Annotated in this window: 19 protein-coding genes; 8 read left to right on the forward strand and 11 right to left on the reverse strand. The window is 66.4% G+C overall.

Translation table 11 applies throughout. The features are described from left to right. Window positions 1-16: 16 nt before the first annotated feature. The 8 genes from ACXJKC_RS09005 to ACXJKC_RS09040 form a co-directional block, all read right to left on the reverse strand. Window positions 17-3,001 carry an AAA family ATPase gene (locus tag ACXJKC_RS09005; protein WP_456696365.1) on the reverse strand — a complete coding sequence of 995 codons (2,985 nt, stop codon included), beginning with the start codon at window positions 2,999-3,001 and terminating at the stop codon, window positions 17-19. Then, on the reverse strand, window positions 2,998-4,164 hold the full coding sequence (locus tag ACXJKC_RS09010; protein ID WP_456696366.1) for an exonuclease SbcCD subunit D: 1,167 nt from the start codon (window positions 4,162-4,164) through the stop codon (window positions 2,998-3,000). Before ACXJKC_RS09010 ends, ACXJKC_RS09005 begins: the two co-directional genes overlap by 4 nt. Window positions 4,165-4,208: 44 nt before the next feature. Further along, window positions 4,209-6,419 carry a ComEC/Rec2 family competence protein gene (locus ACXJKC_RS09015; RefSeq protein ID WP_456696367.1) on the reverse strand — a complete coding sequence of 737 codons (2,211 nt, stop codon included), beginning with the start codon at window positions 6,417-6,419 and terminating at the stop codon, window positions 4,209-4,211. Between the two features lie 10 nt (window positions 6,420-6,429). Continuing rightward, entirely contained in the window at window positions 6,430-7,149 is a 720-nt protein-coding gene (locus tag ACXJKC_RS09020) for a helix-hairpin-helix domain-containing protein (protein ID WP_456696368.1), read from the reverse strand. Between the two features lie 96 nt (window positions 7,150-7,245). Next, window positions 7,246-8,091: a DegV family protein gene (locus ACXJKC_RS09025; RefSeq protein WP_456696369.1), complete on the reverse strand. Its 846-nt coding sequence runs from the start codon at window positions 8,089-8,091 to the stop codon at window positions 7,246-7,248. Between the two features lie 114 nt (window positions 8,092-8,205). Next, window positions 8,206-11,040, reverse strand: coding sequence for a leucine--tRNA ligase (gene leuS, locus ACXJKC_RS09030; RefSeq protein ID WP_456696370.1), 2,835 nt, complete (start codon window positions 11,038-11,040; stop codon window positions 8,206-8,208). 136 nt (window positions 11,041-11,176) lie between these two features. After that, window positions 11,177-11,851, reverse strand: coding sequence for a potassium channel family protein (locus tag ACXJKC_RS09035; protein WP_456696371.1), 675 nt, complete (start codon window positions 11,849-11,851; stop codon window positions 11,177-11,179). Beyond that, on the reverse strand, window positions 11,844-13,199 hold the full coding sequence (locus ACXJKC_RS09040; RefSeq protein WP_456696372.1) for a TrkH family potassium uptake protein: 1,356 nt from the start codon (window positions 13,197-13,199) through the stop codon (window positions 11,844-11,846). The genes ACXJKC_RS09035 and ACXJKC_RS09040 overlap by 8 nt, the downstream gene beginning before the upstream one ends. A 53-nt stretch (window positions 13,200-13,252) precedes the next feature. Between ACXJKC_RS09040 and ACXJKC_RS09045 the strand changes: the two genes are divergently transcribed. The 8 genes from ACXJKC_RS09045 to ACXJKC_RS09080 are packed head-to-tail and all read left to right on the forward strand — an operon-like array spanning window position 13,253 to window position 22,832. Next, entirely contained in the window at window positions 13,253-15,067 is a 1,815-nt protein-coding gene (locus ACXJKC_RS09045) for a CDP-glycerol glycerophosphotransferase family protein (RefSeq protein WP_456696373.1), read from the forward strand. Between the two features lie 2 nt (window positions 15,068-15,069). Beyond that, window positions 15,070-15,831, forward strand: a complete 762-nt coding sequence (locus tag ACXJKC_RS09050; RefSeq protein WP_456696374.1) for a hypothetical protein — start codon at window positions 15,070-15,072, stop codon at window positions 15,829-15,831. 52 nt (window positions 15,832-15,883) lie between these two features. Next, window positions 15,884-16,861, forward strand: a complete 978-nt coding sequence (locus ACXJKC_RS09055) for a glycosyltransferase (RefSeq protein WP_456696375.1) — start codon at window positions 15,884-15,886, stop codon at window positions 16,859-16,861. Continuing rightward, complete coding sequence (gene glf, locus ACXJKC_RS09060; protein ID WP_456696376.1) at window positions 16,858-18,051, forward strand: UDP-galactopyranose mutase; 1,194 nt, start codon at window positions 16,858-16,860, stop codon at window positions 18,049-18,051. Before ACXJKC_RS09055 ends, glf begins: the two co-directional genes overlap by 4 nt. Next, a complete protein-coding gene (locus ACXJKC_RS09065) occupies window positions 18,041-19,249 on the forward strand; it encodes a CDP-glycerol glycerophosphotransferase family protein (RefSeq protein WP_456696377.1) in 1,209 nt (402 codons plus the stop codon). The genes glf and ACXJKC_RS09065 overlap by 11 nt, the downstream gene beginning before the upstream one ends. Before the next feature lie 5 nt (window positions 19,250-19,254). Then, on the forward strand, window positions 19,255-20,730 hold the full coding sequence (locus tag ACXJKC_RS09070; protein ID WP_456696378.1) for an ArnT family glycosyltransferase: 1,476 nt from the start codon (window positions 19,255-19,257) through the stop codon (window positions 20,728-20,730). Beyond that, window positions 20,727-21,692 carry a phosphatase PAP2 family protein gene (locus ACXJKC_RS09075; protein ID WP_456696379.1) on the forward strand — a complete coding sequence of 322 codons (966 nt, stop codon included), beginning with the start codon at window positions 20,727-20,729 and terminating at the stop codon, window positions 21,690-21,692. Before ACXJKC_RS09070 ends, ACXJKC_RS09075 begins: the two co-directional genes overlap by 4 nt. A 51-nt stretch (window positions 21,693-21,743) precedes the next feature. Continuing rightward, window positions 21,744-22,832, forward strand: coding sequence for a variant leucine-rich repeat-containing protein (locus ACXJKC_RS09080; protein WP_456696380.1), 1,089 nt, complete (start codon window positions 21,744-21,746; stop codon window positions 22,830-22,832). Window positions 22,833-22,874: 42 nt separating this feature from the next. Here ACXJKC_RS09080 and ACXJKC_RS09085 read toward each other — a convergent pair whose 3' ends face one another. The 3 genes from ACXJKC_RS09085 to ACXJKC_RS09095 form a co-directional block, all read right to left on the reverse strand. Next, window positions 22,875-24,014: a hypothetical protein gene (locus ACXJKC_RS09085; protein WP_456696381.1), complete on the reverse strand. Its 1,140-nt coding sequence runs from the start codon at window positions 24,012-24,014 to the stop codon at window positions 22,875-22,877. After that, the gene (locus ACXJKC_RS09090; RefSeq protein WP_456696382.1) at window positions 24,014-24,583 is read right to left on the reverse strand and encodes a 2OG-Fe(II) oxygenase; all 570 of its coding nucleotides are present in this window, start codon (window positions 24,581-24,583) and stop codon (window positions 24,014-24,016) included. Before ACXJKC_RS09090 ends, ACXJKC_RS09085 begins: the two co-directional genes overlap by 1 nt. Before the next feature lie 65 nt (window positions 24,584-24,648). Next, window positions 24,649-25,764, reverse strand: a complete 1,116-nt coding sequence (locus tag ACXJKC_RS09095; protein ID WP_456696383.1) for an LPXTG cell wall anchor domain-containing protein — start codon at window positions 25,762-25,764, stop codon at window positions 24,649-24,651. Window positions 25,765-25,793: the final 29 nt, after the last annotated feature.

The following is a 25,793-nucleotide window of genomic DNA, read 5'->3' on the forward strand; positions in this document are numbered from 1 at the left end:
GGGCCCGCCGACATCGTCATACCTTGACGCTCAGCGTCGACGACCCATCTGCCCCGCGACGCACCTCGATGCGGTCGGCAACCCGCAGTTTGAGGTCCTCGACGTGGCTCACGATCCCGATGACCCGCCCGCCCCGTGCGAGCGCCGTCAGCTCCGACATCACGTCGTCGAGTGTCTCGGGATCAAGGGAACCGAATCCTTCATCGACAAACAGAGTGCCGATCTCGATACCGCCGGCCTCGCCGGTCACGACATCGGCCAAGCCGAGAGCCAGACACAACGAGACGTAGAAGGTCTCTCCGCCCGAGAGCGTTCGTGGCTCGCGCTCTTGTCCCGTTTCGGTGTCGAGAACCGCCAAGGCGAGTCCGGTACGTCGACCGCGTGCCCCGCGCTCCTTCTCGTCGGTGGCACGTAGCTGATAGCGGCCGTCCGACATCGGCCCGAGCCGGGCGTTCGCGGCAGCAACGACATCCTCGAAACGTCGCATCAGGACATAGGTGCCGAGGGTCAGATTCTTCAGGTTGGCGCGCGAGGAGCCGTCAGCGACATCGGCCATCCGGATCACCGCCGCAGCATCGGCCGCGACCTCGTCGAGATCGTCGAGGGCCGCAGCCAGCTCATCGCGTCGGGCTCGTACCTTGGCCGCCTGAGTCTGGAGAGTTGCGGCCGCCCCCGCTGCGGCCTGGTCGATCGTCCGGGCCTCCTCCCGCGCGATCCGGGCTTCATCGAGACCTGGCTCCTCCGTACCGGTCAGCCCGATCAACTCGGCTGCGGCGAGGCCGTCATCCACGACGGCGGACTGTGCACGATGCGTCGTGACGAGACGTTCGAGGTCTGCTGACCGATCTGCCGGCAGGATCGCCGCCATCACGTCCTCGACGTCGGCGAACTCATGTTCGGTCAGTTGCTCGCGCAGCACGTCCGTCGTCTCCTCGAGACGGTCGGCGGCCAGCTGATAGTCGCGCCTGGCCGAGGCGTAGCGCTGTACCAGGAGGCGATGCGTCGCGACTTGCTCGGCGAGTTCGGTCAACGTACCGGTCTGGCCGCCCAGCTCTTGGGCAATGCTGGCCTGATCGGCGGCGATCGCCTCGGACAGCACGATGAAGCGCGCTTTGAGCTCTGACAGCGTCGCATTGGCTTGCCCGCGCTCGCGTTCATCGGCGAGCTCGGCTGCATCGAGCTCGTTGAGATCGCGGTCCAGCTCGGTGACTCGTTCACGTGCGAGCTCGGTCTGCGCCACCAACGTCGCTGCGTCGTCATGGGCACGCTGCGCGTCCTCGACCGACAACCCACCGGCCGATCGGACCGCCGCAACCCGTTCTGCTTCCAGACGATCGACGACCGAGCGTCCGAGGGCAACTTCGGCTTCGGCTGTCTTGGCCTCCAGATCGGCGTTCTCGATCGACTCGTCGTCTGGATGGTCCTCGGCACGCTGCGCCGGTTTCGGATGCTCCGGCGAGCCGCACACCGCGCACGGTTCCCCTTCGACCAGCGCATCGGCCAACTCGCCGGCCATACCCTGGATCCTTCGACGTCTCAGATCGGCGTGCTCGGCGACTGCGGTCTGGGCGATCTCGATCAGGCTGCGCAGCGTCGAGTTCGCCTCGGAAAGCCGTTCGGTCATGGTCGATGCCAAGAGTGCGCTCTCGACGACCCGTGCCGCCCGGTCGAGCGCCGACCGAGCGTCGGCGAGACCCGCAGTCAGCACGAGCTGGTGGTCTTTTGCCGTCTGCAACGCCTCACGTCGCACTGGCCTGTCTTCGAGCCGCTTCTCAATCTCGATCAGCTGTACCTCGATATCGGCCACCCGCTCGTCGAGCCGGTCGATTTCGGCGAACCGTGCCGGCAACCCGGCCTCGAGAGCGATGAACGACGTCAGATGAGTGATTCGACGGCCAAGCGTGTCGTCGAGCTCGGCACACTGGGCGTCGGTGAGGTTCGTGTCTGGGCCGAGCGCCGTCTCAGCGTCGGCCAATGCCGTGCCGGCTGCCTCCAGCGCGGCGACCGCGGCCCGCTGAGCCCGCGCCGCACCGACCACTACAGCGGCCCGCTGACCGGCCGCCAGTTCACGAGCGGCGGCATCGATCTGCGGCCGCTGGGCCGCGAGAACATCGCGACGTTCGAGCAGATCGGCTCGACGGGACAGGGCCGCCGTCAGCTGCTCCGCGGCCGTGAACTCCTGCTCGGCCCCCTGCCTCGCAGCGGCTGCCTGTGCCGCGACGGCAGCAGATTCAGTGGCGTGGCCAACTACAGTGTCGACGATCTCGGTGAGTCGCTCGCGGTCGACGTGCCCGTCGGCTGTGAGCAACTCCTCAACCTCGACATCGGACGCGCTCGCCAGCACAGCGGTCGCCGACTGGACGTGCTGACGCGCGCCCTCGGTGCGGGCATTGGCGTCGCGACGCATCTCGACCAGCGTGCGAGTCATCTGCTCGTAGATCTCGGTACGGAAAATCGTCTCCAGCAGCTCCTTGCGATCCTCGCCGTTGGAGCGCAGGAATTTGGCGAACTCGCCCTGCGGCAGCACGACCGTCTGCAGGAACTGGTCTTTACGCAGGCCGACCAGGTCGGCTATCTCGTGACCCGCCTCCTGCGTCGACGTCGAGATCGTCTCGCCGGTGTCGGGCGCGTCGATGCTGTGGAGCCGACTCAGGCGCACCTTCTCGTTCTGCATCGTGGTGCCCTCTCCACGCCGCTTGGGACGCTGGTGGGCAGGGGTTCGACGGACCCGGTAGATGCCGGAGTCGACCTCGAACACCAGGTCGACGTAGGGCTCGACACCGGGTGCGGCGTGATGGGAATGCAGGCGCTCCTTGCTGGCCGACTCACCGGCGAGATCGCCGTACAGCGCGAAGACGATCGCGTCGATGATGGTCGATTTACCCGCTCCGGTAGGGCCTTCGAGCAGGAAGATCCCCGCCTGGCCGAGCGCCGCGAGATCTATCGTGTGCGATCCGGCGAATGGCCCGATCGCCTGCAACGACAACGAGTAGAGCTTCATTGCGCCGCCTGCGCCTTGGCCTGGACGGCGTCGTACGCCCGCTGGATGACATCGCGTTCGGCTTCGGTCGCCGCAGTCGCGGTGACGAACTCGACGAACTCGGTGGCGACTTCGGCCGGAGCCATGGCCTCGGTGACGATGGGAGCCGCCCCGACCCGTTCAGAAGCCAGCGGCTCGTGGCTCAGTTGCAGGACATGCTCGAACCGCTCGCGCACCAGTGCATGCATTCGGGCCGGATACGTCTGATCGGTGATCACGATCTTGAGCCAGTCATCGGCGTGCGCGTCGGTTGCCGGCGATAGAACGTGCGCCAACTCTCCCCGGATCTCACTCAGCTTGCGCGGGACCGGCGCCTCGATCAACGTCGTGGTGGGTGGACCGTCCGCGCCGATCTCGACGAGAACTGTCGACTTGCGATGATTCTTCTCCGAGAACGAGTAGGCCAGGGGCGAACCGCTGTAGCGCGCCACGGTGTTCGAGTCTGGCACCGGGACCTGCTGCGGTCCGTGCAAGTGGCCGAGTGCAACGTAGTCGACGCCGTCGAAGACCCCCGACGGCACCGAGTCGACCCCGCCGACGGAGAGATCACGTTCGCTGTCGGACGGCATCCCGCCGACCACGAAGGCATGGGCCATGACGACCGAACGGACGCCGGATCGGCCTTGCAGGTCGGCACGAATGCGATCCATCGCCATGCTGAGCACGCCCTCATGGCTGCGTGCCGGCCAGTCATCCTGATCGTCGGCCAGCGATGCCCGTGCAGTCTCGGGATCGAGATACGCGATGCCGTAGACCGCGACGGTCGTGTCACCGTCGTCGAGAAGGATCGGACGATGCAGATCGGCGATCGAGGCCTGGATCCGAATGTTGTCGCGCATCAGCCCGGCCCCGAATCCGAGGCGAACTGCAGAGTCGTGATTGCCCGGCGTGATGATGACGGTCGTCAGCTCGCTGAGCCGAGCCAGCGCGTCGTCGAACAGCCGGACCGTGTCGACCGACGGAATCGCCCGGTCGTAGACGTCACCGCTGATCAGCACGGCATCGATTGACCGCGCACGGACCTCGTCGACCAGGTGGTCGACGAATGCGCCCTGGTGCTCGTGCATGTCGACGCCATGCAGCGTGCGGCCCAGGTGCCAGTCGGAGGTGTGCAGGATCTTCATCCCTTCAACCGTATGACCCGGCACCGACATGTTCGGGGCACTGATCAGCGTGTCACGACGAACAGTTGTGACTCACGCTCGACTATCGCGATATCTCCGTCGATATCGGTTCGCCACCACCGCATGTTCCGCTCGCGCAGCAGACCCAGCGCCGCGGCGGCCGGGTGCCCATAGTCATTGCCTCGGCCCGCGCTGATCGTCGCGATCCGCGCACCGACTGCCTCGAAAAAGCGCTCGGACTGCCGTCCGCTTCCGTGGTGCGGCATCTTCAGCACGTCGGCGCCGACGTCGACTCCCGAACGCAGTAGCCGGTCCTGCGCGTCGGGTTCGATATCACCGGTCAACAGCAATCGCAGCCCGCGCACCACGACGAGCAGGACGACGCTGGCGTCATTGGCTCCGGCACTCGGTTGATCCGCAGGTGGCCAGAGCACCCGCACGGTCAGACCACCGACGGCGAAGGACTCCCCCGGGGCCATGGTGTGCCGCGGTGTTCCGGCGACGGCGGGGCCGCCCGACGTCCCGACCGCGATCTGGTCGATGGACCGTCCGACGCCGACGCCCGTCCAGCCGTCGACATGATCGGCATGCGCATGGGTGAACACCAGGAGCCGCACACGGTCGATGCCCAGTCGGTCGAGACAACCGTCGATCAACGCCCCGTCCGGTCCCGCGTCGACGACGATCGCCGCACCACTGCCGATGTTCACGACCGTCGCATCCCCCTGACCCACATCGCAGGCCACCATGACCCAACCGGACGGCGGCCAGCCCGGTTGCGGCGGTCGCCAGATACCGACGACCAGGCCCAATGCGAGACCGACGAACAGCACGGGTCTCGAAGACAACCGGATGATCAGCCAGGTCACAGGCGGTACGACAACCAGGAGCACCTGCCACGGCGCATGCCACTGCAGGGAGGCGGCGTCGAGCGCAGCGGCACGATGGCCGACCGTGAGGATCCAACTCGTGCAGGCTCCCGCGCCTACGCCGATGAGTTGCCCCGCGGGAAGCCACACCAAGGCAACGAGTCCGCCCGCCAGACCGGCGATGGTCGCCGGGGCGACGGCTGGGCCGGCCAGGAGGTTGGCGAACACCGCGACGAGTGAGATCTCACCGGACAGCGCGGCTATCGCCGGGGTGCAGGCCAACTGCGCCGCCAGCGGAACCGCGACGGCCAAGGCGCACCAGCGCGGCATCCACTTTCTCAGCCTGTCGGCGATGGGCCGGGTCAGCAGCAGGATTCCGGCGGTGGCGACTGCCGACAGGATGAAACCCGGCGTCCGCGCCAACCAGGGGTCGACGAACAGCAGACCTATGACGGCCCACGACAGGGCCCTGACACCTCCGCGGGCTCCGAATCCGAGTGCTGCGACCCCGACGGCTCCCATCGCCGCTGCCCGCACGACGCTGGGGTCGGGTCGGGCCAGCAGGACGAATGCCACGATCGAGAGTCCCCCGGCCAGCCAGAGCAGACGCCGGCCCAGCCCGGCGGCCCGGGCCAACAGCATGACGACACCCAGGACGATCGTCAGATTCGTGCCGGAGACTGCCATCAGATGAGTCAGCCCGCTGCGTCGGAAGTCTTCCTCGACGGCGTCGCTGATTCTCGAGTCGTCACCGTCGACCAATGCAGGAACCAAGGAACGGGGCTCGTCGTCGAGGCGAGAGACCGACCGGCGGATCCCTTCGCGTACGTGCTCGGACGCTTCCCACCACCACGCCGCCCGGTCGGCCTGACCTCGGCGTTGCACCTGGATCACCGCCGCCTCGCCGGACTCGTCGGACGGGGCCAATCGTCCTCTGACGACGAGCCGCCGCCCGACCACGAGATCGTCGGCGCGTCCTGGGATGAACGCCGTGGCCCGGTCACGCACGCGGAGATCCACACCTCCAGCGACGACCCGCCGCACCCGCAACTCGACCACGACCGATTCGCGACCGCGATGCGTGAACGTCCTGGCATCACGCACCACCTCGACGTCCAGGGTCGCCACCCGACGGTGCTCTGCCAGTGTCGTCAAGGGTGAGTGCTCGACGACCGTGAGACGCCATGCGCACGACGCCGCCACTGCGGCCAGGCAGATGGCGGCGAGCCCGATCGGCCTGGCGACCGGCCACTTGATGACGATCGCGGCGATTCCAACCGCGGCCATCGCCGATGCGAGCGCCAGCAGGGCTGGACCGGTCACGAGCACTGCCGCAGCCACCCACGCCAGAACGGCGGCGGGCACCATCCGCACGTCGTGATTCACGCCGTGCGGCTCACACCGTCACGAGGTCGCGCAGTTCGGCGAGGGTCGCCTCGCCGATTCCTTTGACGTCGAGCAGATCATCGACGGTGCCGAAACGACCGTTGTCCTGGCGCCAGTTCAGAATCGACTGCGCCGTCACCGGCCCGACCCCGGGCAAGGCATCGAGCTGCTCGGCCGTCGCGGTGTTGAGGTTGACCTTGGCCTGCGCCGCCCCCGTGCCAGCCGTCGGTGATGCGGGATCGAAACCCTCGACCGGTTCTATGCCGACGATGACCTGTTCGCCGTCAGTGAGCTCACGTGCCAGGTTGAGGGTTGTGGTGTCGACCTTGCCCTTGAGTCCCCCGGCCGCTTCGATTGCTTCGTAGACCCGTGACCCCTTCGGCAACGTCACGATGCCGGGACGCCGCACGGTGCCGACGACGTCGATGATGAGCTCGGGTGCCGCTTTGGGTTCCGTGGACGCCGCTGTGCTCGGCGGGCTCGGCGGCACCGCCAGTGGTGCGACGGGATCGCTGGTCTCCGGACGTCCCGAGAGCAACCACCACACCAGCAGCACCGAGGCGGCCACCGCGACGGCCGCGACCGCCCGGACATACGGGATCTCGGCGCGAGGACGCGCAGCGACCGGCTCGTCGACGGCCGGCAACTGGCTGTCGAACGAGGCAGCGAGCTGCGACAGCCGTCGACGGGCTATCTCGGCACGGGTCTCGTCGGGTTCAGCGGCCTTCACCCCACGAACGTAGGGTCAGGCAGCGTCCCCCGTCAGGCCCTCGGCAGGCCCCTGTGGATAACCAGGACAGAGCGTGAGGCGGTGGACGGGACGCCGTCAGGAGCGCGGCGTGATCGTGACCGAGATCGTGCCGGGTCCCACATGGGCGCCGATCGCCGCACCTACTTCGTCGACCGGAATACCGTCGCGGCCCAACGCGGCGGCGAGACGATCGGCCACGGCCGTCGCCGTGTCCAGGCTCGCAAGGTGCTGGACACCGATGTCGAATCCGTTCTCGCAGGCCTGTGCCGCCTCGACCGTCAGCGCCTCGACCCTGGCGAGGGCTTTGGTCTGCGTGCGAACCCGGTCGAGCGGGGCGACGATTCCGTCGGTGATCGTGAGTATCGGCTTGACCGCGAGCGCCGATCCGATCAGCGCCGCAGCGGACCCGACCCGGCCACCGCGTTTGAGATATTCCAGGGTGTCGACGTAGATCAGCACTGTCGAGGCCTCCCCCGCACGACGGGCCGCCTCGGCCACCGCGACGACGTCCTCACCGGCGTCTCGGGCCTGCGCCGCCCGGCCTGCTGCGAAACCGGTCGCGATACCGACCTGGGTCGAGTCGATGCACGTCACCGGCACGGATGCCTGCTTCGCCGCGAGCAGAGCCGAGTCGAGCGTTCCCGACATCCGGGCACTCAGGTGGATCGACACGATGGCTTCGGCGCCCTCGACAGCGAGGCGCTCGTAGACGGCCAGGAAGTCCTCCGGCGTGGGGCGCGAGGTACTGACCGGGGTGAACAGTCCCAGTGCTGCGGCGAGCTGATCAGCGGTGATGTCGACACCCTCGGTGAACACCTCAGCGCCGATGATGACCTGCAAGGGCACGATCGTGATGTCCTCGCGCTCGGCGTCGGCGAGGTCCAGCGACGAAGTCGAGTCCGTGACGATCGCAATGGTCATGCCGAAGATGTTACTTGCCCCACAACTCAACCATGAGCCGAGCGCAGCGAGGCAAGTAGCCCGGGCGCAGCCCGGCCGCGACGAAGTCGCGGGAGCTGCGAGGCACGAGCAGCGCTACAACACGATGCTGACGAGCTTCGGCGCCCGCACGATGACCTTGCGGACCTCGCGACCGTCGATCGACTTGACCACATTGGGTTCGGCCAGCGCGAGCGCGGTCAGATCCTCGTCGGAGATGTCGGGGTCGACCTCGAGCTTGCCCCGCACCTTGCCCAACACCTGGACGACACATGTCACCGAAGCCGACTTCAGGTGCGCCGGATCGGCGACCGGGAACGGTTCGCGGATCAGCGATCCTTCGTGACCCAACCGGGTCCACAGTTCCTCGGCGATATGCGGCGCCAAAGGGGCCAACATCAGGACGAGCGGCTCGACCACGGCCCGGCTGCTGATGCCGGCCTTGGTCAAGTGGTTGGTCAGCTCGATGAGCTTGGCGATCGCGGTGTTGAAGCGCAGGTGCTCCATGTCACCGCGCACACCCTCGATCGTCGTGTGCAGGGCATGCAGCGTTGCCGCGTCGAGCTCTTCCTCGTCGACCTGCAGTTCGCCGGTCTCCTCGTCGACCAGAAGACGCCACACCCGCTGTAGGAAGCGTTGCGAACCGACGACGGCGCGTGTCTCCCAGGGGCGGGACACGTCAAGCGGGCCCATCGACATCTCATAGACGCGGAACGTGTCGGCGCCGTACGCGTCGTACATCTCGTCGGGAGTGACGATGTTCTTCAGGCTCTTGCCCATCTTGCCGTATTCACGGCGGACCGGCTTGTCGTTGTAGAAGTACTCGCCATCGCGCTCGACGACCTCGTCGGCGGGGACGTAGACGTCCCGTTCATCGACGTAGGCATAGGCCTGGATGTAGCCCTGGTTGAACAGCCGGTGGAATGGTTCCTCGCTGGAAACATGACCCAGGTCGAAAAGCACCTTGTGCCAAAAACGCGCATACAGCAGGTGCAGCACGGCATGCTCGACGCCGCCGACGTACAGGTCGACGCCGCCGGTCTCGCCGGGCTTCTTGGGACCGAGCCAGTACTTCTCGTTCTCGGGATCGGCCAGCACCTCGCTGTTGTGCGGATCGGTGTAGCGCAGCTCGTACCACGACGATCCGGCCCAGTTGGGCATCGTGTTGGTCTCGCGGCGGTACTTCTTGGGTCCGTCGCCGAGGTCCAGGGTCACGTGCACCCAGTCATCCGCGCGGGCCAGCGGCGGTTCTGGCTCACTGTGCTCGTCATCGGGCGCGTACGTCTTCGGCGAGTAGTCAGGTACATCGGGCAGTTCGACCGGGAGCATCGACTCAGGGATCGCGATCGGTTGGTCGAGCTCGTCGTACACGATCGGGAACGGCTCGCCCCAATAGCGCTGGCGGCTGAACAGCCAGTCACGCAGGCGGTACGTCGTGGTGCCTTCGCCGGCTCCGTGTTGCTGCAGCCAGGTGATGACCGCGGCTTTGGCGTCATCCACGCCCAGACCGTTGATGTCGAGGTCGCCATGGGCGGAGTTGATCGCGACACCCTCGCCGGTGTAGACGCCCTCGTGTCCGTCAGGTGCCTGGATCGTCAGGACGATCGGCAGACCGTACGACTCGGCGAACTCGTGGTCACGAGCATCGTGGGCGGGGACCGCCATGATCGCGCCGGTCCCGTACCCCATCAGGACGTAGTCGGCGATGAAGACCGGGACCTGCTCGCCGTTGACCGGGTTGGTCGCGAACGTCCCGGTGAAGACTCCGGTCTTGTCCTTGTTCTCCTGGCGCTCCAGGTCGGTCTTGGCCGAGGCCATCATCCGGTAGGCCGCAACGGCCTCGGACGGAGTCGCAGCGCCGGTGGTCCAGGCCCGCGGCGTGCCCTCGGGCCAGGCCGCGGTGGTCAGGGTGTCGACCAGATCGTGCTCGGGCGCCAGAACCGCGTACGTCGCACCGAACAGCGTGTCGGGGCGCGTCGTGAAGACCTCGAACGACGTGGAGGCCGTCGGCACCTGGAACACGACCCGTGCTCCGTGCGAACGACCGATCCAGTTCCGTTGCATGTTCTTGACCGACTCAGGCCAGTCGACCCGCTCGAGGTCGTCGATCAGCCGGTCGGAGTAAGCGGTGATCCGCATCTTCCATTGGCGCAGGTTGCGGGTGAACACCGGGAAGTTGCCGCGCTCGCTGCGCCCCTCGGCAGTGACCTCTTCATTGGCCAGGACCGTGCCGAGTCCCGGGCACCAGTTGACGGGCGACTCGTCGACGTACGCCAAGCGGACGGAATCGATCAGGATGCGGCGCTCGATGGGCCCCAGCTGCGACCATGCGGCGCCGTCGGGGGCGGTGCGCTGCCCGGATTCGTACTCGGCGCGCAGCTCGCTGATCGGCCGCGCCTTGCCCTGCTCCTCGTCGTACCAGGACTCGAAGATCTGCACGAAGATCCACTGAGTCCATTTGACGTAGTCGGGATCGATCGTGGCGAAGCTGCGGCGGGAGTCGTGAGCCAGTCCCAATCGGCGCAGCTGGCGGCGCATATTGGCGATATTGGCCAGGGTGTTGGTGCGGGGATGCTCGCCGGTCTGCACCGCGTGGATCTCCGCGGGCAGGCCGAATGCGTCGTAGCCCAGCGCGTGCAGGACGTTGTCGCCCTGCATCCGGCGGTAACGTCCGACGACGTCGGTGGCGATATAGCCCAACGGGTGGCCGACATGCAGTCCGGCACCCGACGGGTACGGGAACATGTCCATGATGAAGTACTTCTCGCCGAGGCTTTGAGCGTCCGATTCACTGCCTGCGAGATCGCCTACCGGGTTCGGCGCCTCGAAGGTTCCCTCTGCGTCCCAGCGGTCCTGCCACCGGCGCTCGATCTCCCCCGCGAGGTCGCTGGTGTAACGGTAGGAGGCAGTCGTTGCATCAGGCGTACTCACTGGCGAGATATTACCGGTGTCGCCGCCCTACCACCCGCCGCGGTGGATCCAATACCCATTCCCGCCCAAGATGTCGGCGGTCCTGGGTCGACCCGGGGGTCGTTTCAACCCAGGATCGCCGACATCTTGTTTGATTTCAGGTCAGCGCGCAGAACGCCTCGACCTTGGTCGTGGGACCCGAGACGATGACCTCGTCGCCGGCGTAGACCGCGGTCGTGGCCTGCGCGTAGGTGAAGTCGGATCCGCGGGACTTGATCGCCACGATCGTGACGCCGTAGTCGGCGCGCAGCTTGGCGTCCTGCAGCGTCTTGCCGACTGCCCGCGACGGAGCCTTCGTGCGGGCGATCGCGAAGCCCTCGTCGAACTCGATGAAGTCAGTCATGGTCCCGGTCACCATGTGCGCGACCCGCTTGCCCATCTGCGACTCGGGTCGGATGACCTGGGTCGCACCGACGCGTTCGAGGATCGCCGCATGCTTACCGCTGATCGCCTTGGCCCACACTTCTTTGACACCGAGGTCGAGCAGCCCCAGCACCGTCAGGACGCTGGCCTCGATGTCGGTGCCGATGCCCACGACCGCGATGCCGAACTGCTCGGCACCGATCTGGCGCAGGGCTTCGGTGTCGGTGGTGTCGGCCGCGACGACGTGGGTGAAATCACTGGCGTACTTCTGCACGATGTCGGCACGCTCGTCGACAGCCAGGACTTCGTGACCGAGTTGCACCAAAGATCGGGCGACGGCCGTGCCGAAACGCCCCAGACCCAGCACGATGACTGGTGGGGTGGGAGAGATGTTGCGGTCCTTAGCCAATGATCGGTTGCTCCTCGGGAAGGTGATACCGCGGCATCCTACGCCGCAAGACGAGCGCTCCGGCAACGGCGATCGTGCCGACACGCCCCAAGAACATCAACACAATGATGACCATCTGCGCATCAGGCGGCAGATCCGGTGTGATCCCGGTGCTGAGACCCACCGTCGCGAACGCCGAGGTGCATTCGAACAGCACCTCGTCGAAGTCGAAGTCGGTCATCAGCATCACGAGGAATGTCGTGGTGGTCACGAGCATCACCGCGAGCAGAGCAATCGTGATCGCCGTCCGCATGACCCGGGAGCCGATCGACCGTGCGCCGACCGTGATCTCCGGGTCGCCGCGTAGCTCGGCCCAGATGACGTACGCCAGCAGCAGGAACGTCGTGATCTTGATGCCGCCAGCAGTACTCGCGCTGCCACCGCCGATGAACATCAAGATGATGCCCATGTTGAGTGTCTCCGGTCTGACCGCGCCCCAGTCGAATGAGTTGAGACCACCCGAGCGGGGCATGATTCCGCCTTCGATGCCGGTCACGATCTTGTGCCAGAAGTCCGCACCGCCGAGCGTGGCCGGATTGCTCCACTCCAGCGCGAGGAAGGAGAGTGCGCCGACGATCAACAGGCCGATCGATCCCCATACCGTCAGACGCGTGTGGATCGTCCACCGCGATGGTGTGCGCCACCCCGAGAAGAGTTCGGCGAGCACGGGGAAGCCGACGGCTCCGACGAAGACCGCGAACGAGATCGGCAAGATGATCAGACCATCCCCGCCGTACAGCCCGATGCTGTCGCTGTTGAGGGAGAAGCCGGCGTTGTTGAAGGCCATGACGGCATCGAAGACGCCGTGCCACAGCGCCGTCGGCAGATCGTCGAAATAGTGGGCGCGGTACCGGATCGTCAGGACTAGTGCCGTGATGCTCTGGAAGAACAGCATCGTCATCGCGACTCGCTTGAACAGCGGTCGCACCTCGCCGATATTGACGATGTGCATATCGGCCTGCGCGACCATGCGGGTGCGAAGTCCCAAACGGCCGCCGATGAACAGGCCCAAGACCGTGGCCAGGGCGATGATCCCGAGGCCGCCGATCTCGACGAGCGCCAGCATGATCCCCTGTCCGGCCGGGGTCCAGTACGTAGCAGTGTCGACCGTCGCGAGACCCGTCACCGTGACGGCCGATGCCGACGTGAACAAAGCGGGCATGAAACCCGCGCTGCCCGAACCAGATCGCGCGAACGGCAACAGGAGCAGCAAAGTGCCGATCAGGATCAACGTCAGGAACGTCAGCGGGAGGAGGCGAACTGGATGCGCCATCCACATGGGGATGCGCAGGCGGCCGGAGCGATGCACGCCACGACGCTACCTCAGGCGTGCCTCGAACGGGTCGTGATAATTTCGCGCACATGGTCTCGCCCGCTCGCGCTGCTCAAGCAGCCATGTCCCGGCTGGGCAAGACGCAGGAGCTTCGCGGCTTCGTCCTGACCGTCGGGACCCTGTTCCTTGCACTGGTGTGCGCCGTTCTCGAGCTCGAGATCGGCGCCCTCGTCCTGCTCGCGATCTCTGTGTGCGGAGAGCTCGTCTTCGAGCGTCGAGCGTCGAGCGCCTCGCTGTTGCTCAACCAGGCGTCCTTCGGCATCCCGATGCGTTTCGCGCTTCGTGTCGTGGTGGGTCTGGTCGCCAGCGAGCAGTTCGACAGCCGAGGTGCCATTGCCGCGTTCGCCGTGATGGCTGTGATCTATGCCCTGCTGCTGTGCGGTCGATCCCTGCACGAGGAGTACCGCCTGGTCGGCCCGCTCAAGCCCATGGAGACCCGCAACATCCCCGACTCCCCCCGAATCCACGACGCTCCGCCGCGACGCACTGTCGAGCTGTGGCTGACCCAGCTGCTCGTCCTCGCGCCGGCGCTGCTCGGGTCACCGTGGATCTCGATCGTGCTGACCGGTCTTGTCGCCGTGGCAGTTCTCGCGAGCGTGACGATCCCCGACACCAAAGCGTCGTGGCGCATGCGACAGCAGAAACGGGCGACCGGATTCACCGGGCCGCTGCGCCAGATCCAGGACTTCCTCGATGACTACCGGCCCGAGGTCATCGTCCACCTGAGCGGACCCGAATCGGCCAGCTACCAGATCAACACGTGGCTGGAGAGCCTCGAAGCGCTCGACCAGCGGGTTTTCATCGTGCTGCGCGATCAGCCGCTGTTCACCAAGGTCGCATCGACGTCGATTCCGATCCTCGCGTTGAAGGATCCCGGTGAGCTCCTGATGCTCGACTTCTCGGCGTCCCGTATCGCGTTGTACCCGTCGAACACCGGCAACAACATCCACCTGCTCCGGCTGCCGACCCTGATGAGCGCGTTCATCGGCCACGGCGACAGCGACAAGAGTGCATCGAACAACCCGTTCTCACGGGCGTACGACGAGCTGTGGGTCGCAGGCGAGGCCGGGGCCGACCGGTACCGCCGTTCCGGGCTCGGCATCCACGAGGATCAGTTCCGCTTCGTGGGACGTCCTCAGGTGCATGCGATCACACGGCTCCCGGCGCTCGGCGACGAAGATGTGCCGACCGTGCTCTATGCGCCGACCTGGGAGGGAGTCAACCTCGACCAGGAGTACTCCTCGGTGTCCGCCGTCGGCGTCAAAGTCGTCAAGGCGCTGTTGGCCGCACAGCCTCCGATCCGAGTCGTGTTCAAGGCGCACCCGTTCACAGGTCAGCGGGACGCCAAGTACCGTGCGGTGCTCGCCCAGATCGCGAATCTGCTCGACGACGCAGCAGCGTCGACCGGCATCGACCACCGCGTGATCAAGGGCGGTCCGATCAACGAGTGGTTCAACCGTTCGGCCGCCCTCATCACCGACATCTCGAGTGTCGTCAGCGACTTCTTGGCCAGTGAGAAGCCATATGCGGTGTTCAACCACACCGAGCTCGACGATGCGACGTTCCGAGCCGAATACCCTTCCACGGGAGCCGGGACGACGATCGGACGTGACGGGCGCGGCATCGCCGAGTTCATCGACATCGTCACCCGCCACGCTCCCGATCAGCTGGTCGAGGCTCGCGCGAAACTCGCGACCTACCTGCTCGGTCCCCCGGAGGCCCGGACGCTCGAATCGTTCCGTGCCTCGGTCGACGCGATGATCGCCCGGTCCGAAGCCGATCGGGCCGACTACCGCGACGGCCACTCTACGAGCGAGATTCCCGTGACAGACAGCCTGGATTGAAGGTGACGGACGAAGCGGGCCCACGAGCAGTCTCTGCCGCGCAGTTCACCGTACGCAGCAGCGTCCTTCTAGCTCTCGCAGCAATCCAGGCGCTTGCGGCGTCGCTGCCATGGCTCAGTGACGACAATGACGTATTCGCGTTCTCTGCCGTAGCGGGTGGCGCCGCGCTGGCGGCAGCTCTCATCGACCGGCGGAACCGCTGGCCTTGGGCGCTGGTGATCGCCGCGTCGATCGTCACCGCCGTGACAGGAATCGCTGCCGACGGCATCTCGGCCGGTGAAGAAAACGAAGGTGCTCTCCTGGGCACAGCCATCCTCATGTGCGCGGTCGTCGCAGTGGTGGCCTTCCTCGGCGCGGTCAGAACACTCGCGACGCCCGATGTCAGCCCAATCGGCGGCTGGAATCGCACGCGACAGGTGCATGCCTGCGTGATTGCCGTCTGTGGACTGCATGCATTGCTCGAAGGACCTTCCGACGCGTTTGCGGCCTTCGGCATCTTCGTGTCCGCGGCGGCGATGGCCACTGCGCACTGTCAAGGACGCAAGGTCTATCCATGGGTCGTTACGACGACCGCATCAGTGGTCAGCCTTGCGGCGTACTACCCGGCCACTTCGGACTACTACGAACGGACCGCGCCCGCCGCAGGATTCCAGGACAGTGCTGTGCCCGAAGTGGTCATCTTCGTCGCTGGTCTGGTCATGCTGGTAAGCGCCATGTGGTCGCTCCTCGACAGCAAGCCGCGAGCCCGCGTCAGGCATTCCTGACGGCGATCAACGGTGTGTCAGGCCATCATGTATCGCAGGATAGGGTTGCCAGGTGACTTCGGCTCCTGGGAAGATCGCGATCGCGATCGTGACGTACAACCGATCGACGTTCCTCAAAGAGCTGCTCGCGAGCGCCGCCACGATGGACGCGGCGCCATTTCGGATCGTGGTGGTCGACAATGCGAGCACCGACGACACCCAGGACGTCATCGCCGCGGCGCAGCAGGACTTCGCGCCCGATGTACTGATCAATCACCGCCTCGCTACCAACACCGGCGGCTCCGGCGGTTTCAGCGAGGGCACGAAGGTCGCCCTCGAACACGGCGCCGACTGGGTCTGGCTCATGGACGACGACGTCGAGATCCTGCCTGATGCGATCGAGCAATTCACGCCATGGATGCAGCGGTTCCAGGTCATCCACGGCCGCCGCTACGACTTCGATGGCACGCCGTTCTACTGGCAGGCCAAATTCAACGGATTCCTCGGGGTGCCGCTGCCCTACAGCGGAAAGCAGTTCGGCCGCGAGGGTTACGCGGTCACCAATTCCGGGACGTTCGAAGGCATGCTGATCAGCGCCGACGTCGTCCGCAAGATCGGACTGCCCGATCCCCGCTTCTTCATCTCCTGGGACGACGCGACCTACGCCTGGCTCGCCGCGCAGCACACCGACGTCGTGTACGTCGATGCCTTCGTGCTCAAGCGCAAGCGCGAGCAGAAGCAGGTCAATCTCGGCATCCGGCATCTCAACGACGGCAGTCCGCTCTTCCGGTTCCACGTCATCCGCAACCGGGCGTACGTCGGAAAATACTTCGCCGAATACAACAAGCTCAACCGCTTCGGCTTCGGCCTGGGCACGGCTCTGACGCTGGGTAAGGAAGTCTTCCGTCTCGTGGTCGTGCAGCACACGCTCAACGGCATCGGCGATCTGGTACGCGGGTTCAAGGCCAACCGAGCACTGTGGCGAGACAAGTCGTGGCGTCCCATGGACCCTGCCGACGTGCCGGCCCCCAGGGCTGGGGAAGCCACATGACCGCCGACCTCCTGATCGTCGGCTCCGGCTTCTTCGGCCTGACGATCGCCGACCGATGCGCCCGGGAACTCGGGCTCAAGGTCCAGATCATCGACCGACGCGACCACATCGGCGGCAACGCCTACAGCGAAGCCGATCCCGAAACCGGTATCGAGGTGCACCGTTACGGCGCACACCTGTTCCACACCTCGAATCAGCGCGTCTGGGAGTACGTCAACCGGTTCACGACGTTCACGCCGTACCAGCACCGCGTCTACACGACGCACCGCGGCGAGGTCTTCCCGATGCCGATCAACCTCGGCACGATCAACCAGTTCCAGCGGGCGGCGTACTCCCCCACCGAGGCACGCGCCTGGGTCACCGAGCAGGCGGCGATGCTGACCCACGCCCCGACCAACCTCGAGGAGAAGGCGATCTCGCTGATCGGCCAGCCCCTCTATGAGGCGTTCATCAAGAACTACACCGCCAAGCAGTGGCAGACCGATCCCCGCGAGCTGGGCACCGACATCATCAGCCGGCTCCCGGTGCGTTACACGTACGACAACCGCTACTTCTCCGACACGTATGAGGGCCTGCCGACCGACGGGTACACCGCCTGGCTGGAGCGGATGGCCGATCACGAGAACATCACCGTGACGTTGGAGGCAGACTTCTTCGACGAGACCCAGCCGTTCAACAAGACGTCCTGCGTCGGCTCGACCCCGGTGGTTTTCACCGGACCGGTCGATCGATACTTCGACTTCGCTCACGGCGACCTGTCGTGGCGCACGCTCGACTTCGAGACCGAAGTGCTGCCGATCGGCGATTTCCAGGGCACAACGGTCATGAACTACGCCGACGCCGACATCGACTACACCCGTATCCACGAGTTCCGGCACTTCCACCCTGAGCGCGACTATCCCAGCGATAAGACCGTCATCATGCGCGAATTCAGTCGCGCTGCGGGGCATGCCGACGAGCCGTACTACCCGATCAACACTCCGCAGGACCGTGAGCGGCTGCTCGCCTATCGCGAGCTCGCGAACCGCGAGACCGATGTGCTGTTCGGCGGACGCCTCGGAACCTACAAATACCTCGACATGCACATGGCGATCGGTTCGGCGCTCAGCATGTTTGACAACAAGCTCGCACCGCACTTCCGCGATGGAGCCCCGCTGGACGGTTCTGGATTCTCAGACAATGGCCTCTGAAGCACGCGTCGGATTCGTCCACCGCCTGAGGCTGTGGGCGATCGGCCGCTTGCGCCGTTCACGATTCCTGCCCTCGGGGATGCCCGACAAGCTGACCGACGAGTCGCGCCTCGGCACGGCGTTCGAGCAGCAGATCATGCTCTACTTCCCCACGACCCTCGACAGCCTCTACCAGCTGCGGCCCTGGTATCACGCCCTGAAAGCGCTCGATGCGAGCCATCGGATCATCGCGGTGTTCAAGGACTCCCGCACCGCCCGCGTCGTGCGTGAAGAGACCGGTCTCGACTGCGTGACGCTGGCCCGGTACGGCCAGCTCGATGAGATCTTGGCTCTGTCGGACGTCAAGCTCGCGCTCTACGTCAACCACGACCCGATCAACTTCGAGAGCCTGCGCTTCACCTCGATGGTGCACGTCTACCTCGGCCACGGCGACAGTGACAAGGGCGTCTCGGTCTCCAATCAGGTCAAGGCGTACGACCTGTGCTTCCTGGCGGGGCAGGCCGCGCTCGACCGCACGGCGTCGGCGGTCATGTTGTACGACACTCCTGCCCGCAGCGTCCTGATCGGTCAGCCTCAGCTCGACGGCGCGGCGGCGACGACACCGTCACCTGATCCAACCCGCAAGACCGTGCTGTACGCGCCCACATGGGAGGCCTCGCAGCCGTCGGTGTCGTACGGCTCGCTGGAGACCCACGGCGAAGCGATCATGAGCGCGCTGTCAGGCACGTACCGGGTCATCTACCGTCCACATCCGCTCAACGGCGTGATCCGACCCCAATACGCCGCGGCCGATGCAGCGGTCCGCAGGCTCGCCGACCGGGTCGACACCGCGGTACCGCTCGAAAAGTCCTTCGCCGATGCCGATCTGCTCATCACCGATGTCTCGGCCGTGACTCTCAACTGGCTGCCCACCGGCAAGCCGCTGCTCGTGACGACCCCGAATGTCGCGTATCCGCCCAGTGCGTTGATGGACGTCGTCCCCCAGCTCACGCCGTTCGACGACATCGCCTCGATCGTCGCGGAACAACTGACCGAAGACCCGACCGCCTCCGCGAGACGCGATCTGATCGAGCACTATCTGGGTGATCCGACGCCCGGGGTCGCGACAACCCGGTTCATCGCCGCCTGCACGGATGCCATGGCGCTGCGCGACCGTGCTTGGGCGGATCGGCTGGCCGCCGGTGCCACCGGGCCCTAGGACACATGACTTCGACACCTCAGGGACGCTCCGCGCCCCGGCTGATTCCATTCGTCGGCGGCCTTCTCGTCGTCATGATCGCCGCCCGGCTGCTCTATTTCGGCCAACTGCCCGGCCGCGACGAGGCCGGATTCCTCATCGTCGGCGCTTCGTGGGACCACGGCCCGTGGCTCTACGGCCAGTATTGGGTCGATCGTCCGCCGCTGCTGATCTGGATCATGGAACTGGCCGGAAATCTCACGACACTGCGAGCTTTCGGTCTGCTCGCGTCGGTTCTCATGGTGCTGGGCGTGTGCCGCGCGGCGTACGTCATGCGCGGCTCGCAGGCGGCCATGTGGGCCGCCGGAACCGCCGCGGTGTTCAGCACAGCGCACTGGTTCGGCGTCTCGCGCACCAACGGCGAGATGCTGGCGTCCCCGTTCGTTGCCTGGGGCATCGCGTTGGCCGCGCAGGCCCTGCTCAAGCCCGATCGCCGCTCGTGGATCTACGCGCTGTCAGCCGGAGCCCTCGCCGGCGGGGCGGTTCTCATCAAACAGACCATCATCGACGGTCTCGTCTTCGCGTTCGTGCTGGCCGTCGTGTTGGCATGGCAGCAGCCGGAGCGGCGACGTCAGGCCGGGTTCGTCGTCCTGAACGGGATCCTCGGTCTGGTGGGTGCCATCGCCCTGGCACTGGCCGCCTCGGCCGTGCGCGGCACGACACCCAGCGAGTTGTTCGGTGCTCTCGTCACGTTCCGCGCCGATGCCGGCGAGGTCATCCGCGCCTCCGCGACCAGTGCGACGACCGATCGCCTCTGGGCATTGCTCGGCACCTGGGCTGCCAGCGGGCTCGCTGCGATAGCCGTGCTGACGCTGTGGCACACGCTGCGGCGTCGTGAACCCGCACTGTTCGCCACGAGCGCCGTGATCGCCTTCGTATCTGGCGCCGCAATGCTGGGGGGCAGCTACTGGGCGCACTATCTGATCCAGCTCATCCCGGCCACCGCGATCGCCGCCGGCCTTCTGGCCGGGCGGATAGGTCCCCGCCTGCGCTATGGCATCGCGGGTCTCGCCATCGCGACGTCAGTGGGCAGCCTGGCTTTCACGGTCATCTTCCCGCCCGATGACGGGCGGGATGCCCACGTCGTCGGAGACTGGCTGAAACAATCGGGCGAGGCGACAGACACCGGGGTCGTAGCGTATGGACAGCCCAACGTTCTGGGCAATGCCGAGATGTCAAGTCCCTATCCCTACCTGTGGAGCCTTCCCGTGCGCACGCTCGATTCCGACCTGTCGACTCTGTCGGCCACCCTCACCGGCCCGGATCGGCCGACCTGGTTCGTCGATTGGTCCGGGATCGGTTCATGGGGTATCTCAGATCCCGCCCGCCTCGAATCGGTCCTCGACACACGCTATCGACGGGTCGCCGAAATGTGCGGCCGGACGATCTGGCTCGACCGCGAAGAGACCCGGGCGCTGGCCCCGGTGAAGGAATGCCGATGAGTGTGCAGACCCGGGAGGTCCAGACCACACCGTGGGCGTGGAGGGGGCCGGCGCTCGCGATCTACGCGATCGTGTTCGGGGTCTTCTTCATCAACTGGGGCATCCCCAAAGATCCGTACCGGCTGTTCGCCTGGCTGTGGCTCGTGACGATCGCCTACAACATCCGCGCTCCCTGGCGCACCCACCTGAACTTCGTCCGCGATTGGTGGATCGCCTTCGCATTGCTCGTGCTGTATCTATACAGCCGTGGCCTGTCCGACGAGCTGATCAACCTGCCGGTCCACTGGACCATGCCGATCAGATTCGACGAATGGATCGGCGGCGGTGAGCTGCCGACCAAGCAACTGCAGGACGCCCTGTGCGCCGATCCGTGTTCGAGTTCCTCACCTCCGAAGTGGTACGACCTGGTGCTCACGACGGTCTACTACACCCACTTCGTGGCCGGCCTGACGATCGCGGTCGTCCTGTGGCTCCGCAACCGCGTGCTGTGGGTGCCCTGGATGACCCGGTACGTCGTGATCAACTTCGCGGCGCTTGTGATCTACGTGCTGTACCCCATGGCACCACCGTGGCTCGCCGCCAAGGAGGGCTATATCTCGGAGCCTCTCGCCCGGCTCACCGGTCGCGGCTGGGACGATCTCGGGCTCGGCAGCTTTCACTTCGTGCTGGCCAAGGTCGGCAATCCGGTCGCAGCGATGCCTTCGCTCCATGCCGGCCTGGCGATGCTGATCGCCCTCTATGCCGTCGTACGGCTGCGCAGCGCGTGGCGGTGGATCCTGCTGATCTACCCGATGCTCATGGCGGTCGCACTCGTGTACTACGCCGAGCACTACGTGATCGACATCCTGGCCGGTTGGGCTCTGGCCGCGGCAGTCATGATCGGCTGCAGTTGGTGGGAGAATCGAGTCGGCGATCGCGCCAAAGCAGCACCAACTTCAGCAGCTGAAGCAGCGGACCACTAATCTGGTGGCGTCTCGCCAGCTGGCGGGATCCACCGGGGAGAAGGAAACATCATGGCCGCAGACGACTTGATCCGCGAAGCACAGGATCCGACCACCAGTGCAGCGCGTCTCGCTGAGCTCGTCCAGGCCGACCGCGCCACGTGGCCTTCGGTTGCCGCACATCCAGCTGCGTACCCCGGTCTTCTGCAGTGGTTGAGCGAGCGCAACGACGCCGCCACCAACGTGGCCCTGTCGACCCGCGCCGCCGCCCAGGCCGCGGCCGTGGTCCAGCCGCCGGCACCGCCCGCCCCGGTCGCTCCCGCCGAGCCGGTCGCCCCGGCTGAGCCGGTCGAACCCGCCGAACCTGTCGAACCCGCCGAGCCTGTCGCCCCCGCCGAGCCGGTCGTACCCGCCGACCAGGCCGAGACGCAGGTGGCTCCGCCCGTCGACGGACAGCCCGAACCGACTGTCGTCGCGCCGTTCACCCCGCTCGATCAGCCGGCCGAGCCGACCCAGCCGATCCCGACGTCCGATGCCACCCAGCAGCAGCCGGCAGCACCGAGCTGGGCCCCGGCTCCGGCCACCGACGCCACCCAGACCTACAGCGCGGCCGTACCGACCGGCACCGAGCCCAACAAGCGCAACTTCTGGGTCCTGGCCGGAATGGTCGCGGTCGTCCTCGTGCTGATCGGCGGCGTCGCGTTCGGCGCGACGAAGGTGTTCGGTGGAGACGACGACAAGGACGACACACCCATCGCGGCCAAGACGACCGACTCCGACGACAGTGACACCACCGACGACGGCGATCTGGACGACGTTCCGACGCCTGATGCGTCCGACCTGCCCGATGTCGGTGGCAAGGGCGGCGAGTTCTGCGATGCGATGAAGAACCTTCAAGACATCAGTATGGATTCGCTGTCGGGCACCGACGGCACGCCTGATCTCGACGACATCAAGGACATGGCCGCCGACATGCAGAAGGCCTACGCGAAGATCAAGGACGCTGCACCGTCCGATCTCAAGGACGACGTCGAGGTCATGAGCTCGTACCTCGACATGATGAAGGATCCCTCGGCCGCCGAAGACTTCAGCGACAAGATGAAGGACTACACCGACGCGTCGATGGAAGTCTCCAAGTACTACGCCTCCAGCTGCTACTGAGCCAACTTCTGGTCTGGGTGACCGGGACGCTGAAGCCTGGCGTCACCCGGCCCGGCTCGTAACCTCCACGACTGTGGACCTGTCCCCCAGATGACGGACTTCGACCTTCCAGCCGTCGCCTGACCATGGGCCGTCGGCGGGCTGCCTCAGGTCGGTGTACGGCGGAGGCGCGCCCAGTGCGGTGTGCCGTCGCCGCAAAAGGTCGCACGGTGTGCCACATGCGGCCGGGGACGCGTCGATGAGGGTCAGCGCGACACCCGACTCGGGAAGATGATCGTCGAGCCCACCTGGCGTCAGCAACTCGACGGTGATGAACCTGCCTGGACCGAGCGGCAGCTTGAGCAGACGTAAACCCGTCGGCGCGGCCGAAGGTCGCAGCGTGTACGACGACGTCGTACCGTTCCTGGGCACGGTGACGACGTCGTCGTGCGGGATCCAGCCGGCGTCGTACAGGTTGATTCCCAATGTGCCACCCGCATGGTGCTCGCCGGCGTGCACGGTACGGCGTGCGGTGCTGTCGCTCATCACGTCCAGTGCGCTGTCGTACGATGTGGCCGTTCCGCTGCCTGAATGCGGCCAGCCCATTGTGTGGCCGAGCTCGTGCTCGATGAGATCGAGAGCCGGCAGCGACCCCCAGTCGGGGTGGAAGTCACTGGCACCGACGTAGGCACCACGCCGCGACTCCCGCGCCGGACAAGGTGTGGGGGTGGACACACAACGCGCTCCCGGGTCGCCGAGACCACCGTGGGAATCGGGGCGATGCTCCGCGTCTGCGATGGCCAGAACTGCGGTGGCCGAACTGCCGGAACGGTCCAGGGCGCGTGCGAAGCACCGCTGCGGACCGTCGGAGTCCTGCATGTGCAGGACACCGCCCGCAGCGAACTGTGGGGCGTACCCGCCGTTGGACAGAGTCGCAAAGTAGCGCTTCACGTGCTCGTTTAGTTGGGCGGCGACGCGATCAGGCTCAATCGCGATTCGCAGGGGCGAGGGGTTGTAGGTCCGGTCCCGAGTGTCCAGCGGTACAGCGCACACCCAGACCTCGATGACGTCGTGGCCGACGTAGGGCCCGAACCGCGACGGCTGCGCTGCGTCCTCAGGGACGGCGGCTCCTGGCAACACCAGCAGAAGCGATACTGCCAACGCTGCCAGGAGCTGCCCGCCCCGATATTGCACTGTCGCCATCATCTCAGGGGCGGCCCAACCATCCAGCCGACCAGGGCGTAACGCACGCCGGAAGTGACAGGAGTGACCTGGTGCCCGACCGTCGACGGGAAGACGACGACCGACCCCTGATCGCGCAGCTGAGGCTGCACCAGCAGCTGACCGGTGGCGTTCATGAACTCCAGGTCACCGCCCTCATACCCGCTCGGGTCCGAAAGATTGACGGTGACGCTGACCTTTCGCTCCAGGCCGGTGCCCAGCTGATCGTAGTCAGTGGTGTCGTAGGCAAGGGCATCGACGTGCCAGGAGAACTGGTCGCCGACCTCATAGCGCAAGATGCTCAGCGTGCCCAGTCCTGTCACGTCGTAGCGCCACAGGAGATTGGCGAGATGGGCGAAGTGGGACACCAACGCACCGCTCCAGTGGCCGGGCTCGATGAAGGTGTGCTTGGTCTTGCGCGACTCCGACATGACCTCCTCGGGACGGTCGTTGCGTTGCACCGTGGCGGGGTAGAGATCCTCGCCGTCGAATGCGCTGATCACCGCCTCGCACACGGCAGGCGGGAAGACCCCGTTCCAGAGGCGGTACACGATGCTCCGCGGAGAGGGGGACGCTGCACTCAGCACAGCGTCCCCGTCGCCACTGGATCCATCACTCATCCGCGGTCGGCCCTCACTCGGGAGCGCCGGACCAGCACCGTCCCACCCGCCGTCAGCACGCCGCCGAATGCAAGCATGCTGAGCGTCGAAGCTCCCGCACCGGTATCAGGCAGGACGCCCGCCGAGTCGTCGTCCGAACTCTCCTTGACCTCTCCAGACTCCTCGGCATCGTCCTTGACCTCTCCCGCGCAGCTAGCGGGGAACGTCGCCACGGCCCCGTTCGTCGCGGCGGTGGCGTGGACCACGCGCGATGGACCGGCACCGCCAGAAGGCCCGGGAGGCCCGGGAGGGCCAGGAGGGCCGGGGTCCCCGATGGCACCTTCGGGACCGTCGTCGCCGACCAGCCCGTCAGGCCCCTTTGGTCCGGACGAACCCAGCGCACCTGTGGGACCGACCGGACCGGTGGCTCCGGCCGGCCCGACCACACCCCGGGGGCCGGGTTGGCCGACCACGGTGGCAACGCAAGCAGAGGCGAAGCCCGAGCAGTCCTCCGCTGCCGCGGCGTGGACCACTCGTGCGGGCCCGGCACCCGGGCCTGGCGGGCCCTGGGGGCCGGCAGGACCTGGAGGACCTTGGGGGCCCGGGGCGCCTGGGGAGCCTGCGGCGCCGTCACTGCCTTGCGTTCCGGCCAGGCCCTCCGGGCCTGCTGGGCCTTGATCTCCGGCTGAGCCTTGCGGGCCCGGCAAACCATCGGGACCATCCGGACCCGGGATGACGATCACACACACTCCGGGCACAGTTCCGCAATCGACGGGGCCGACCGCATGCACCATGCGTGATCCTCCGGCCCCGGGGTCGCCCGGTGAGCCGGGCGGTCCGGGAGGGCCGGTTTCGCCAGGAGCGCCAGGAGCGCCGTTCGCGCCGTTCGCGCCGGGAAGACCGACCGGGCCCTTCGGTCCCTGTGGTCCGACCGGCCCAAACGGTCCGGCTTTACCGGCGGGACCCTGCGCGCCGGCCTGACCAGCGGGCGCAGTCGGCAACCGGCAGGTCACGCTCTCCTGACTGGTCGCCTTCGGGTCTGCGTGGGCCGGAGACCCCATGGCGAGCAGGCTCATCGTCATGACTCCCGAAACGGTGGCCAGATATCCCAACTGTTCTGGACGTGGTGGCATTGGAGACGCCTCTTCTCAAAGAAGTGGAT

It is taken from the genome of Aeromicrobium sp. P5_D10 (assembly GCF_054049535.1).